This window comes from Vibrio rarus, from assembly GCF_024347075.1.
GTDB classification, from domain to species: Bacteria; Pseudomonadota; Gammaproteobacteria; order Enterobacterales; family Vibrionaceae; genus Vibrio; species Vibrio rarus.
Map to the genome: position 1 here is coordinate 1,192,653 of NZ_AP024900.1, position 14,193 is coordinate 1,206,845.

General features: G+C 43.3%; 14 protein-coding genes. 10 read left to right on the forward strand and 4 right to left on the reverse strand.

Going from position 1 to position 14,193, the window contains the following annotated elements:
• Nucleotides 1–24: 24 nt before the first annotated feature.
• The 6 genes from OCU56_RS05665 (at nucleotide 25) to OCU56_RS05690 (ending at nucleotide 5,305) form a co-directional block, all read left to right on the forward strand.
• Nucleotides 25–300, forward strand: a complete 276-nt coding sequence (locus tag OCU56_RS05665) for a hypothetical protein (protein WP_261874551.1) — start codon at nucleotides 25–27, stop codon at nucleotides 298–300.
• A gap of 229 nt (nucleotides 301–529) precedes the next feature.
• Complete coding sequence (locus OCU56_RS05670; RefSeq protein ID WP_261874552.1) at nucleotides 530–793, forward strand: hypothetical protein; 264 nt, start codon at nucleotides 530–532, stop codon at nucleotides 791–793.
• A 151-nt stretch (nucleotides 794–944) separates the two neighbouring features.
• Entirely contained in the window at nucleotides 945–1,355 is a 411-nt protein-coding gene (locus tag OCU56_RS05675; protein WP_261874553.1) for a LexA family protein, read from the forward strand.
• The gene (locus OCU56_RS05680; RefSeq protein WP_261874554.1) at nucleotides 1,355–2,608 is read left to right on the forward strand and encodes a Y-family DNA polymerase; all 1,254 of its coding nucleotides are present in this window, start codon (nucleotides 1,355–1,357) and stop codon (nucleotides 2,606–2,608) included. Before OCU56_RS05675 ends, OCU56_RS05680 begins: the two co-directional genes overlap by 1 nt.
• A gap of 267 nt (nucleotides 2,609–2,875) precedes the next feature.
• On the forward strand, nucleotides 2,876–4,831 hold the full coding sequence (locus tag OCU56_RS05685) for an alkyl/aryl-sulfatase (protein WP_261874555.1): 1,956 nt from the start codon (nucleotides 2,876–2,878) through the stop codon (nucleotides 4,829–4,831).
• Nucleotides 4,832–4,840: 9 nt separating this feature from the next.
• Nucleotides 4,841–5,305, forward strand: a complete 465-nt coding sequence (locus OCU56_RS05690; RefSeq protein ID WP_261874556.1) for a hypothetical protein — start codon at nucleotides 4,841–4,843, stop codon at nucleotides 5,303–5,305.
• Nucleotides 5,306–5,514: 209 nt separating this feature from the next.
• Here OCU56_RS05690 and OCU56_RS05695 read toward each other — a convergent pair whose 3' ends face one another.
• Nucleotides 5,515–6,333: a hypothetical protein gene (locus OCU56_RS05695; protein WP_261874557.1), complete on the reverse strand. Its 819-nt coding sequence runs from the start codon at nucleotides 6,331–6,333 to the stop codon at nucleotides 5,515–5,517.
• A gap of 269 nt (nucleotides 6,334–6,602) precedes the next feature.
• On the opposite strand from OCU56_RS05695, the gene OCU56_RS05700 reads away from it, so the two are divergent.
• The 4 genes from OCU56_RS05700 (at nucleotide 6,603) to OCU56_RS05715 (ending at nucleotide 11,354) form a co-directional block, all read left to right on the forward strand.
• The gene (locus OCU56_RS05700; RefSeq protein ID WP_261874558.1) at nucleotides 6,603–7,262 is read left to right on the forward strand and encodes a winged helix-turn-helix domain-containing protein; all 660 of its coding nucleotides are present in this window, start codon (nucleotides 6,603–6,605) and stop codon (nucleotides 7,260–7,262) included.
• Nucleotides 7,247–7,735: a hypothetical protein gene (locus OCU56_RS05705; RefSeq protein WP_261874559.1), complete on the forward strand. Its 489-nt coding sequence runs from the start codon at nucleotides 7,247–7,249 to the stop codon at nucleotides 7,733–7,735. Before OCU56_RS05700 ends, OCU56_RS05705 begins: the two co-directional genes overlap by 16 nt.
• Nucleotides 7,736–7,963: 228 nt before the next feature.
• Nucleotides 7,964–9,586 carry an MFS transporter gene (locus tag OCU56_RS05710; protein WP_261874560.1) on the forward strand — a complete coding sequence of 541 codons (1,623 nt, stop codon included), beginning with the start codon at nucleotides 7,964–7,966 and terminating at the stop codon, nucleotides 9,584–9,586.
• 148 nt (nucleotides 9,587–9,734) lie between these two features.
• Nucleotides 9,735–11,354 (forward strand): MFS transporter, encoded by a 1,620-nt coding sequence (locus OCU56_RS05715; protein ID WP_261874561.1) that lies wholly within the window; start codon nucleotides 9,735–9,737, stop codon nucleotides 11,352–11,354.
• Nucleotides 11,355–11,496: 142 nt separating this feature from the next.
• Here the strand turns inward: OCU56_RS05715 and OCU56_RS05720 are convergent, their stop codons facing one another.
• From OCU56_RS05720 to OCU56_RS05730, 3 genes are all read right to left on the reverse strand, one after another.
• The gene (locus tag OCU56_RS05720) at nucleotides 11,497–11,943 is read right to left on the reverse strand and encodes a hypothetical protein (RefSeq protein ID WP_261874562.1); all 447 of its coding nucleotides are present in this window, start codon (nucleotides 11,941–11,943) and stop codon (nucleotides 11,497–11,499) included.
• A 71-nt stretch (nucleotides 11,944–12,014) separates the two neighbouring features.
• Nucleotides 12,015–13,757, reverse strand: coding sequence for an amidohydrolase (locus OCU56_RS05725; protein WP_261874563.1), 1,743 nt, complete (start codon nucleotides 13,755–13,757; stop codon nucleotides 12,015–12,017).
• 191 nt (nucleotides 13,758–13,948) lie between these two features.
• On the reverse strand, nucleotides 13,949–14,125 hold the full coding sequence (locus OCU56_RS05730; protein ID WP_261874564.1) for a hypothetical protein: 177 nt from the start codon (nucleotides 14,123–14,125) through the stop codon (nucleotides 13,949–13,951).
• Nucleotides 14,126–14,193: the final 68 nt, after the last annotated feature.

Here is a 14,193-nt window from a genome sequence, read left to right on the forward strand (position 1 = left end):
AGTAACTAAACTTTCAAGGAGTGAATGATGAAAATAATGGAACTACCTAAGTCATGTGGGCTAATTCAATGGATAGCAACTGTAGCAGCGATTATTGGGTGTCTGGTGGGGGTTTTTATGATATTCGTTAGCATAGCTTCTTTTAAATGGGGAATTATCCCGGGGATTATGGCCATATCTAGTGGCGTTATGATTATTGCTGCTTCAATTGTTGGCTTAGGATTGATATTTTGCTTTTTAAGTATTGTCGAAGCTCAAATTGATACGAGAAATATGACCTTAAAGATGCTAAACAAGTAAGGCCCCGTATTGTGCAGTAGATACTGTATCGAGCATTGAACAAAACATAAGACTCACTTTTGCTTTACCATTATTAAGATGCAAAATAAGAGTGGATCTCGTGACTCTTCATTTTACAATACATCAACCCCAACTTATTCCCCTCAACCCCCATTATTAGAGCAATATCTTAGAACGTGTTGGCTCATTGTTTGATAATATCGCTGTATTTCGAATAAAAGGTGTAGATATGGAATCGACAAAAGTTAAGTTACTGACTTTGCTAAAGCAAGAGTATGGCGAGTATTGTGCAATCCCTGTGAGTGAAGTGCAGAAAAAAAGCGATAAGAAGTCATTTATTAATGGTCTTATGACGGCTTCTCGAGTGGTGGGCGTGAGCTTTGAAGAACTCAATGAGATTGTGGGCGCTAATACCGGTGCCTCTTTTGTTAATGTGGATGATACGCTCGCGATTCCCACTTATATACGAAACAAAGTTGAAATAGGGCAATAGCGAGTTCAGTCAGAACTCATTAGAATAGGTGTCGTCCAGTGGCGCTTATTCTTGGCATTGCGCACCTTGGTAGTCGCAGGTTGGTAAAAATTGACGAATCAGCAATAATTACTGTATATTTATACAGTAATTAAGTTTGGAGTTGTCAAACATGAACATTCTACCTCTGTCACCTTCTAGTGTTTCTTGCTCTCTTACTTCGTGGGAATCACCCGCAGCCGAATATGTTGAGTTAGGGGTGTCACTGGATTCTATTTTAGTCAATAACCCTAATGCCACCTATCTTGCTTATGCTAATGGCGATTCGATGGAAAGCATTGGCATATTCAATGGGGACTTATTGGTTATTGACAGAAAGCCTCAAGCACAGCATTTAGATGCGGTTATCGTTAGCCTCAATGGGGCCTTTATGTGCAAAATCATTGATGTGCACCATCGGCAACTGTTATCGGCTAACCCAAATCACTGTCCAATTGATATTCATCCTGAAGATGCTTTTACCATTGAAGGGGTCGTAATACGCTCCATTCGGTTACATAAACCGCTTCCAGAATTTATGTAATGTTTGCTTTAGTGGATTGCAACGCTATGTACGTTGCTTGTGAGCAGGTATTTCGGGCAGATTTACGCCAACAACCTTGTATTGTGTTATCAAATAATGATGGTGCGGTTGTCGCAGCCAATCGGTTGGCGAAAGAGGTGGGGGTGAAAAAATTTGCTCCTTACTTTAAGCAAAAAACATTAATAGAGCAGCAAGGTGTCCACGTTTTTTCATCCAATTATGCGTTATATGCTGATCTTTCTGCAAAAATGATGGCGACGATTACTGCATTTTCAGCCAAAAGCCACATTTATAGTATCGACGAATGTTTTTTGGATATGAGCCACTTGTCTCATCTTGAATCTGACTTAATTCACTTTGGTCACAGAGTGCGGCAAGCGGTATGGAAAGAGTGTCGTTTGCCGGTTTGTTTTGGGGCAGGAGAGACCTTAACATTAGCGAAAATGGCCAATAGATCCGCTAAGGTTCACCGACAGTTAAATGGGGTATGTATTATTGATTCTGAAAGAAAGCGTCAGCAATACTTAGCCGCTCAACCTATTTCTGAAGTATGGGGGATCGGTCGCCGTTTAACGTTGCGTATGAAGATGATGGGGATACACACAGCATTTGATTTGGCCAATCTTAACCCAGAACAAGCAAGGTACGCCTTTAATGTCGATGTTGAACGTACCGTCCGTGAGCTCAATGGACAGGCGTGCAAAGCATGGGATGAGTGCAGGGCGGATAAGCAACAGATTTTCAGTACTCGCAGCGTCGGTCAACGAATTACATCACTGGAGTTGCTAAAACAAGCGCTCGCATTTCACGCGGCTACCGTAGCCAGAAAAGCGCGCAGTCAAAACAGTTCGTGCTCTGTGCTGATGGCCTTTGCTAATAGCTCACCATTTGATGATGTTCCGCAAAGCTTTAAATCCACCCATCAATTTGAATTTCCAACCAATGATACATTGCGATTGACTAATGCGGTGGCATCCATAGCACCACGTTTATTTAGGCCCGGGGTTGAATACTATAAAATGGGTGTTGGTATTATGGATTTAGTGTCGGATAAACAGCGTCAAGGAGATTTGTTTGATGAACCGGGCAACCCCACTTTAATGCTGGCTTTGGATAAAATTAATCACCAATTTGGCCGTGGTTCGGTGTTTTTAGCTGCGCAGGGAACAAAGCAAGAGTGGCAAATGAAGCAAGAATTTTTATCTCCCCAATACACCACTCGATTAAAAGATCTGCCACAGATCTTGTGCTAATGCTTGCGCGCTCAATGAGCACAAACATGGCTTTTTTAGTTCGTTTTTTGTGGCGTAGATTACGACGCTCAAGGCACGATTAAACGCATAGGCAAAAGATGTTACAGATGGTTTCTGTCTTAGGTTTTTAAAGACGTGTTCAGTCATTCGTCATTGAATTGTGAGTCATCACTAAAAAATACGTCCCAAGGTACAATTTCCTGAAATAATAAAAAGTTATCTCCTAGTCTTTATGTGCATACGATGCCGATAAAGAGGGAACGAACTATGAAACGACTCGCCATTTCGCTGGTAGCGATGGTTATATCAACAGGGAGTTTTGCAGCAGAATCTAAGCCCGCAACGCAAGCGACGATTGAGGCTAATCAAGCTTTGTATAAAACGCTTCCATTTAAAGACACTAAAGATTTTGACCGAGCGCAAAAGGGCTTTATCGCCAAGCAAGATGTGGTCACCATTACTAACGATAATGGCGATGTGGTATGGGATCTCGAAGAGTACAAAAAATTCATCACCCTTGATGCAAAAGCGCCAGATAGCGTGAATCCGAGTTTGTGGCGGAATGCACAACTCAATGTAATCAATGGCTTATTTAAAGTGACTGACGGTATCTATCAAGTGAGGGGGTATGATTTAACCAATATTACCTTCATTGAAGGTAAAACGGGGTGGATTGTGTTTGATCCGCTCATTTCTCAAGAAACGGCCAAGGCCGCCCTTAAATTTATTAACGCCCAACTTGGTGAGCGCCCAGTGAGTGCTGTCATCTACAGCCACAGTCATATCGACCATTTTGGTGGTGTGCGTGGCATTGTTGATGAAGCGGATGTGAATTCGGGAAAAGTACAAATCATCGCCTCCCATGGTTTTACAGAGCATGCCGTATCGGAGAATGTTATTGCGGGTAACGCCATGGGACGACGCGCTATATACATGTACGGTGCACTGTTGCCGCGAAACGCTCAAGGTGGCGTGAATGGGGGGTTAGGTCAAACGACATCGACAGGTCTTGCTACCTTAATTCGTCCAACATTGATCATTGAAAAAACCGGAGAAGAGCACACGGTCGATGGTGTAAAAATGGTCTTCCAATATACTCCGGGCTCAGAAGCACCCACGGAAATCAATACTTGGTTGCCTGAGAAAAAAGCGCTGTGGATGGCGGAAAACAGTACCAATACTATGCACAATATCTTGACTCTGCGCGGAGCTCAGGTGCGTGACGCGTTAAAATGGTCCTCTTATTTAAATGAAACGATTGAAATGTGGGGAGATGAAGTAGACGTGAAATTCCAAAGTCACCACTGGCCAATGTGGGGACAGGAAGAGATCGTTGACTATTTTAAACTGCAACGTGACATGTATAAATACACGCATGATCAAACGGTTCGATTGATGAACCAAGGTTATATTGGTTCGGAAATATCTGAAATGATTCAATTTCCTGATGAGATTGAAAATAATTGGAGCACGCGTGGTTACTACGGCACCCTTCGTCATAACAGTCGAGCGGTTTACCAACGTTACATGGGCTGGTATAGCGGCAACCCTTCTGATCTAAACAACCTGCCACCGGAGGATGTGGCCGTTAAATATGTTGAGTATATGGGGGGTGAGAAAGCGGTAATAGACAAGTCGAAAAAAGATTTTGCCAACGGCCAATACCGTTGGGTCGCCGAAGTACTCAAACATGTGGTGTTTGCCAACCCGCAAAGCAATATAGGTAAAGCATTACTGGCCGACACCTATGAACAGCTAGGTTATCAAGCAGAATCTGGCCCTTGGCGCTCGGTCTATTTACAAGGCGCTTACGAGCTTAGAAATGGCACACCGTCGGCTGGGGGAACGAACACTGCTTCACCTGATATCATCAAAAATATGCCACCAGAAATGTTGTTTGACTATCTCGCGGTGCGATTGTTGCCTGAAAAAGCCGCTGGCAAAGAGTACATCATTAATATTAACTTCACCGATCTTAATGAGCAGTACACTTTATATATAGAAAACTCAGTACTTAACCATACAACAAAGCTCAATGATAAACCGGATGTGTCACTTTCATTAACCAAGGCGGCGCTTGATGATGTGCAGCTAGGGGTTACCACTCTTGAAAAATCCATTTCTGATGGTGATATCAAACTGAAAGGCGATACAAAAGTGTTTAAAGACTTTGTTGGCATGCTAGATACCTTCAACTTTTGGTTTAACATTGTGACTCCATAGGACGTAACTATGACACTCAAACTGACATGGATGTTATTGAGTTTAGTGACGGTGATAGGAGCAAGCTTGCCCGCGCAAGCTTGTTCTTATGATGGTCAGTTCAATAATCCTTTTACGGAGAGCTTTCCCGGCTCTCTTGATATTGCTATCGCCACTCAACATGCCATTGACAATAATCATTTAACTAAGATAGATAAACTAGAAGGAAAACAGGGACTAAGAAGAACGAGTTGGTGGCTTCAGTTAATGGCAGAACAACACGCGGATGCGCTTGAGTCTGTTGCTTATATCTATCTGGTGGACATTCACCTTTGGTCCAAGGTGAATCCTGGCAAGCCCATGGAAATTCACGCAACACCGCAAGTTGAAAACACCACGTCAGTTTTGTTGCTCAGCGAAGCGGCGCTGTATGCTTTAGTGTATAATAGCGTCGATTTTGACCGTGCGACTCAGCTAGGCATCATTCATCATTAATATGGGACGCCTTGTCGCAATCCATAGCTTTGCGGGACGCTTGTTGTTTGACAGAAATGGATAGCTCGTTGAATAGAGAAAGGCGAGGGCAAGGTTGTAGAAAAAAAGAGCTACCGTTAGGTAGCCCAAAGGAGAGATGGATCAAATCTCAAAACAGTAACACGGTGAGGTGTTATTAAATTTCAGATAATCATCTGAGAAAGAGCAAACTAGAAGAAATAGCTATAGGTGAATTTGATTTCTGTGCCTTGTCGGTTGTGACCAAAGCTCTGGTCAACATCATCAAAGAACTCAACGTAAGTAAATTTACCCCAATGTTTACGGTTGTCGGAGAGGGGCATTTGCAGTGCAGTTTCTAACTGCAACTGATTTACTGTGCCTAAATGTCCCCCAAAGTCGATAGAACTGAACTGAGGGTTTATCTGGATATGCGTGCCGTTGGAATTAAGGTAAATGGAATTCAAATAGTTAAATTGAATGCCGTAAGACCAATCATCAACATAGCCTGTTCTTGATACACTTTTGTTATTTTGCCCCACCGCGGCGGCCAAAATGGGGAATGACAGCCAGTTACTAAATGGCATTTCTAGCTTGACCACGCCACCAAGAGCAAACAAACGGTCAGAGAGCGCATCGGTAAAACTGGTTTCGATATAGTCTAGAGAGACACCCATCATAGGGGCGATTTCCGATTGGGTTTTTGTGACCTCAAAGTAGCGCGCCCGCACTTGAGATAAGTTGAAATTATCGCTACCTACTTTTCCGTTGTCTTGACCTTGCAGGGTTAATTGCCCAAGGAATAAGTTGCCATTCTCTTTGCCACCAGAGACCTGCCCCAGAATCTGCATCATGTCATTGTCGTCTTCACGGTAGCTTTGCTTGCCGTAGGTAATACTGACCACAGAAGACACTTTAGTGTGATCCCCAGGATCGGGTGCGTTTTCGTTATCGATATGATTGTCCGCAAAAGAAGGCAAGGCGATTAAAATTAGAGCACTGCTTAAGGCGTATTGTTTTAAGGCTGTCATAGGAAACCCAATCTGTATGAAGTGAAATTGATAGCCACTTTAGATGCACTAGATAAAATTGGGTAACCAAATAAAAAGATATAAAGTGAAAAAAAATATTCAGCTAAACAGGCTATTTTTAAGTATTGAAAAATCTAAAAATAGTGTGCTCTGTGTCATCATTTTTTGTGGTAAAAGCCTGTTTTGTTAGAGAATTGTATAAAATACGGCTATCCACACCGTCTATACTAGGTATTAATGATCATCCCATTGATAGTAAAGGAACATGAATGTCCCCACTTTCTTTAGAGCCCCCCATCTATACATTAGGAGAGTTGCGATTTTCTCCGTTATCTGGGGTATTGGAAGTGTCCGGTGAGAAAGTGGTGTTGCGAGCAAGGGAAGCGAGCCTACTTAATGCTTTGATAGAGAGCTTCCCTGAAGTACTCACTCGCACCGAGATTGAAGCGCAGCTGTGGGCCAATTCTTATGCGACCAATGCCACCATCAATCAAACGATCAAATCGTTGCGCTTTTCTCTTAAAGATGAAGAACGCACTATTATCCGAACTATCCCTAAACAAGGCTATTTGCTGTCGAAAAAACCGCTAATAGAAGAGAGCATGACCACGCCATCGAGCGCAGCCGCTCCGTTAGTGACGGTTCCAGAGAAAATAGAACCTAATCAGCACCGTGTGTATCTCTATGTGGCAACGGCAGCGTCTATTATTGCATTTACGCTTGGGGGGATAGGTATTGGTCAGCCAGCAACGCCTCGCATCAGTCAAAAAATAGACAGCGCCTGGTATTTAATGGCGGAGATCCCGAATGCCGTTCAATCACAAATTAGTGCGGAGTATAACAACAGGGAAGTGGTAGTGATGCATTCCGGAACGGATTATACAGTCTGCCAACTTGATACTGAGGTGATGCAATGCAAAAAACTGTAGCGTTAAAGTGGCTGGCCTCGGCAATTTTTATTGTGTTAGCGTATTTTTCTGGTCGTTATGTCCATCAGCAATACATTGTACATAAAGAATATATTTATAAAGGAATATGGGAAGGGACGGGGACAACGCTTCTTTCTAAGCAGAGGTCCATCAACAGTAGTGTGGTGTTGATCGTTGAACCGGGTAATTCTAGGATTTCCGTGAGTAACGCCTTCAATGGACATAACTATTCGCTGGATGCATCCATCACATTGAAGCATACGATAGATCAACATGTTTATAGTGTGCTCAATGATCGCTCAGTCACCGGACTGGAAGCGTTTATGGATGATACAGGCATAATCGTACCTAGAGTCCCATCCTTGCTGGCTATCGAAGTGTGGCGTTTAGATGCGGAAAGTCTATTTATCAATCTGATCGGTTCTGGCGAGGTGATGGCCTCTTATCAACTGCATAAAAAGCACTCTATTTAAACAAGAAACGGTGGCCAGTTGATAAAACGGCTACTGTAATTTGATAAAAAAGCTAATTAAAACATGGTTTTGACATGTTTAATTAGTTTTTTTTATATCTATTATTTTTTTTATTTCAAAACTACTTTTTTTGGTTGGAGATAAAAAGCGAAACATAATTAAATGCCGACAGCATTTCATAGAACTTAAATAAATGAGCCTAGAGCTCAAACAATAAAGGTAACAAATATGTCGGTATCAACACCCTCTATACCTATTCAACAAGAACAAAATGGGTTGGCTAAGTGGTTTCCACTTATTGTCCTTCTTGCAGCTCAGTTTTCTACAATGGCAGATAACTCGGGACTTGCGATTTCAACAGATGCGCTCATTGCACTGCATGGTGCGACAATGCCACAAATCCAAATGGCGAATGCCATGTACCCACTCATTGCGGGTGCAGGTATGATTGCTGGTGGCTTAATTGGTCTTATTATTGGCTGGAAACGCCAAATGATAATTGGCGCTGGCATGTTGGCTGTGGCTTCATTTGCAGCCGCATTTGCACCGAATATGGAAGTCCTTAACTACGGTGCTCGAGTCGGTTCAGGCTTAGGTGCATGTTTGCTAATACCTGCAGTACTGGCTAATGTGGCTGGTATTTACAAAGGTAAAGATCAGGCGATAGCGTTTTCTGCCATTGCCGCTCTAGTGGGCTTAGCCAGTGCTATCACGCCATTATTATTTGGTTTCATTTTAGATTTTGCTAGCTTCAAAGTTGCCTTTATGGGACTTGGCTTTTACTGCTTATTGGTGATGTTTGGTAGCATGAAGTTACCGCAACTTGAAGTGGCACCATTTAAAGGCAAATTAGATGTTGTCGGTATTGCTTTAGCTGGTGTTGGTTTATTACTGTTTGTCACTGGCCTATTAAAAATCTCTGAGTGGGGTTTAATTGCGCCACTAACCGATTCTTCTATTTTAGGTCTGTCTCCTGCTATCCCAACGGTATTGCTGGGTGCTGCGGTACTAAAAGCGCTTATGATTTGGGAGCGCCGCTTTGAAGCAAACGGTGGCACACCACTTCTACCTCAATCTTATGTTAAAAACCCGCAAGTAGTGGTGGGGCTTGTGTTGTGTGCCACTATTTTCTTGTTGTTTGGTGCAACGGGCTTTATAAACGTCTCTTACATGCAGCTTGTGGCAGGTATGAGCGCCCTTGCTTCAGGGATGGCATTGTGTGCCTTTGCTATGGGTATGATGATTGGCTCTTTAGGCGCTCCTGCAAAACTGTCTAACTGGTCTTGTCAGCGTGTTTGCCAGCTTGGCTTTGTGATTGCCGCTGCAGGTACAGGATTGATGTTTCTTGGTTTTACCACTGAAGGGATCACCTTCTGGCAATACATCTCTCTGACCATCTTTGGTATTGGTGCAGGCTTATTGGCTTCTCAGGCTTCTATTGTAGTGACTTCGGCGTTAAGTGAGCGAGAAGCTCAGCAATCGGGAGGCATTCAAGCAACTTCGCGTAATGTTGGCCAAGCATTTGGTGTCGCCATCTTAGGTTCAGTGATGCTGTTCTCACTCACTGGTGAGATCAAATCCAACATTGCACAGCATGAGTCGTTAACTGCGCAAACTAAGCAAATCATTGCTGAGCAACCGTCGCTTCCATTTGTATCTAACGATATGGCGATGGTGATGATGGAAGAGTTAATTGCCGATACAGAAGAGCAACGTATCGTGATCCATGTGATGGCTGAGTCTCGTTTACAGTCAGTACAATATGCCTTGATGACATTAATCGCCTTGATGATGGGTGGTTTAGCGTTATGTACGAAGCTACCGCAAAGGTCGCTAATGAAAAACGAATAACTGAAATAAGATTAAGCCTCGGTTTTAACCGAGGTTTTTTTTCGTTTTAGTGCTGTCGGTGAATCTCGATGTTGGTGCAAATCACGATTGGTAAAAATTTGATTCATTAAAAAGCATTAAAAATGTCACCCATTAACAAGAGTTGCTGATGATAAAATCCTTAACGAATAAACAGGGATTCGTTTTATATGTTCTTTGTATGGCGCAATTTACCTTAGCGGCGGATATTGCCAATCTTTCCATTTCAACTTCCACTTTAGTGGCGGTTTTTCAAACCAATATTGCCTCAATTCAAGCATTAGGAAGCGTGCAACCCTTAGTGGGGGCGGCCTTAATGTTATCGGCCAGTATGTTGGGGTTAAAAATCGGCTGGAGAAAGCTATTGATCGTCGGCTGCGCTTTAGGGCTTTTATCGACGTTAGGTTTTTTACTGTTTGACTCCATTACTCTCATAACCTTAGTGGTTAGGCCCCTTGCTGGTATTAGTTCCGCTTTAATTTTGCCATCGGTATTGGCGTTAGTGGTCGCCCATTGTCAGGGCAAAAGAAGAGCGTTAGGTTTTGGTCTTACCGCTGCCTCAACCGGTCTAGCGGCCGCTGTTATGCCACTGTTAAGTGGTTGGCTGTATGATAATGCCGGTTGGCAGTGGCCTTTTATTATCATCGCCTTTTGCTATGGGCTTACTTTGTTAGGGGCGATATTTCAAGTTAAGCCCCTTGACACGCAAGTGAAGGTGAAGTTTGACTACTTTGGTGCGCTACTGGTCGCCATAAGTATGGTATTAATGTTTATTGGTATATTTAAAATGCCAACATGGGGGGGACTGTTCACCCATGATCAAGATCTGTATCCCCCTCTATTGCAATTATTTTTTCCTTTAAGCCCAGCGTTATTGTGTGTGGGTTTAGGGGTTGGTTTATTTACGGTTTTTGTGTATCAGCAACGTCGATTTGAGCAGGTGCATGGCCGTTCTATTTTGCCAATTAACTGGTTTAAAAACAGTTTATGTCGCTATGGTTTTATGATACTTGCGCTGATGTATTTGGCTTTAGGCGGTAGCAGTTTTGTCATTGTCACTTACTTACAAGTAGCACTGTCCTTGTCTGGATCTCACTCTGGTAGCATTATTTTGGTGTTTTCACTGTTTATGATCATGCTATCAATATTAACGCCCATCGCGTTTAAAACATGGCAAGCGAGACAAGTGTGTCAGTTAGCGTTTGTTGCCATAGCCAGTTGTGCCTGCTTACTTATGTGGTCAAGTGATGCCCAGCAGATCAATGTTATCTTTTATATAGGCATGGCTATGCTAGGTTCTGCTATGGGCATGTTAGCGTCGCAGTGCCCGGTGATCATCACAGAAGCGTTAGGGGAGCGTGAAGCGGAGCAGTCTGGAGGGTTACAGGCCACGTTGCGAAACATAGGTATGGTGCTAGGTTTAACCTTGTTTGGTGGTATTAATCAATACCTTATGCAGCAAGAGGTACGTGAAAATATCCCTAGCAGTATCCCCATACAGTTACGAGCAGACATAGAGCAAAGCGCGACCATTCCTTATCTTTCCAATCAACAGATAAGAGCTATAGCTCAGCACTACGCATTGCCTACTGCAGCGTATCATCAGCTAAAGCAAGTTAAAGCTAAGGCCAGAGAGAAGGGGTTTAACGGCGTAATGTTGATGTTATTTATTGTCGCTGTATTAGGCTTTGAGTTGAGTCGGCGGCTAGGGCATAGCTTTAATGCCGTGGCACGGGATACAATAAAATAGTAACAATAAGGCCTGATGATGACATCAGGCCTTATTGTTATAGGAAATAAAGAACGGAAAGCAGATTAGTGATAGCAATCGTAGAGACTGTCCTAAATTCTGCCTTGTTTTCGGGTATTTTTCCTGCGCTATTTCTGATCACTTACTTAGTGTGACTGGTGTTTAATGGGGTATTACGTTGTTTAGACCGCGGGGCTTGCAACAGCACCCATTCAAAGGTAGCAATGGATAAAACGGTAAGGAAAAAGGCCACTATGCCAACCAATGGACCATGAAATTGCACGTATTCACCAAAGAGAAACAAGATAGCGCCCATTGCGACAATTTTTGAACCAAACCAAATAAACCATGCTGAAAAGAAACGTTTCATCGATGGTAGGCTCTGTTGAGCAAGACATAACTGATTTGACAGTTGAGTAAACCCTGCGGAGGTTTTCAATATAAACGCAATAATGAGCGCAGAAAAAAAGGTCAGTATTATTCCGCTAACACCGTGCACAACGACCACCCAATCCCAATAGCGACCATAGGCTAGTATAGTCACAGTACCAATTAGGCTACACCCCACGATATCTTTCACTAATTTCATTTTAATTCATTATCATATTGGTTAAAAAAGCCTCTAAAGCGTAACGCGTTAGAGGCTTAAATAGTGACGGATTACACCGTTAGTGTCGCGGTTGTTTCGTCATGTTGTGTGCCATGCTCTGAGCGATGAACGGTGACATCTCCCCCTAACATAGTGGCATGCACTTTAATGTCTTTAACGACTTGTTTTGCTACTTGCAGCGGATCATGTTCAAGAATCGCTAAATCCGCGAGCTTACCCACTTCAATAGAGCCAATCATATGCTCTTGCTCCATAAGATAGGCTGCGCCCAAGGTGACGGCGTGTAGTGCTTGTTCAGCGGTTAAACACTCGTCTTCGCCATATACCGTTCCAGAGAAGACACATTGACGATTCATTGCCCCCCACATCATGAACAGCGGGTTTACTTGGGTTACCACATCGTCACAGTGAATAGCGAAAGGGATGCCCTTGCGAATTGAGCTTTGGAATGGATTGAGTGTTTTGACGCGCTCAGGACCAACGGTTTGTGTTGCGTGAACATCGCCCCAGTATGGAATGTGCGTACCAAATAAATTATGTACCACACCCAATTTTTTCATGCGATCCATTTGCTGCGGATTCACCATTTGATTGTGCTCAAGACAGTGGCGAACGTTAGGTTGTGGACATTCATTTTGCATGCGCTCAATAAGATCGAGTAAGGCTTCAGTGCAGCCTTCACCATTACAGTGGAATGAAATGCTATAACCTAGTTTGTGCGCGTAAAACACGTTGTCATAGGTGGTTTCTGCACTGTATTGGAAGTGACCGCTTTCACGACCGTTATAGTATTTATCCCCTTGCTTAAGCACCGCGGTAAACCCTTGGATAGAACCATCAGTGGCGATGTGTTTTACTTTTGTGGCAAATAAACGATCATTGCTTTGCTCTTTGTAGTGGGCTAACTCTTGTTCTTGGAAATTTGGAAGTAACGGGTAAGCGGCAATGCGCGCTTTGAAAGCCGGCATTTGAGACAGAGCTTGATACAAAGGATAAGGGTTTTGCGGTACGCCCATTCCACAATCTGACATTGTGGTGACGCCTAAACGGAATGTGCTGTCGGCATAACCTAACATGGCCGCTACCGCATCTTCAGGGGTTCCCATATCAAAGCCACCTAATTTTACCGCACGCATAATGTCGGGTAATTCAGCAACTTCACCGGTTAAGCGGTTGTCTTTACGGAAAACAAAAGCAGGGTTGTCTTCTAGACTAAAGCCCACTTTTTCAATGGCCATGGAATTAAATACGGCAACATGACAAGACGAGTGCATGTAAAAAATTGGACTATCAGCGCAGATAGCGTCCAAGAAATCACGGTCAACCGCTGTTTCATCAGTCAGTAGTAGTGGGTCAAGACCCCAAAGGTTTAGCCACTCCCCTTGTTTACCAGCCTCATTATGGGCTTGAACAAATGCATTGAGTTTGGCTTGTAAAGCCTCTTTGGTCAGGCTTGCAGGCAAGATAACGCCCCCTTTACCTGTGCGCTCAATTTGGCCGGCATAGGCAAAGCGTGCAGTAAACAGAGCCGCGCCAAGGGGATGCATATGCGCTTCAATAAAGCCTGGCACGATAGTTTTTGAGGCAAATTGCTCATCTAGGTGGTAGTCGATTCCTTCATTGCTCAAATAAGTTTCGGCTTGTTCTTTTGTGCCGACGAAGCTAATTTTTCCGTTAGCGACTACCACTGCGGTTGCGCGAGGTTGATCTTCATTGACGGTAACAAAGTGACCAGTGTACAGCACGGTTTCTGCTCTGTATTGCAGGCCGGGTTTAAGAGTATGTTTGTTCATTGTTATGACTCCAAAAAATGAGTAGGGAATGAAATTAGGCAAACCTAATGCCACTAATGTGTGCCAAAGCTGTTGCGATTGCTAACAACAAAAAGTAGTTAAAAATGTGCGAAAAAAATCAGAAGTGAAAAAGCTAAAATCTTCTAAATAGCCTCATAAAATTACCTTTTATGAGGCATGACAACAGGGTACTAGCCAGTGTGAATGTCAAATAGGGTGGCCACTTCGTGTGGATTGGTGTCGGCCTCTTCAATGAGAGAAGCGCGTTTATCTCTTAGTTGCACCAGTTTGAAACTGATAAGTAGCAATAAAAGAACAATCAATAGACAAAGTAAGAGGGGTTTATTTTTTTGTAGGTAGTGTCGCATCGTCGTGGCCTAAGTAGGGTGTCATGGAGCTTTTATACCCAAAAAGTGCACACGATTCTGAAAGGGGG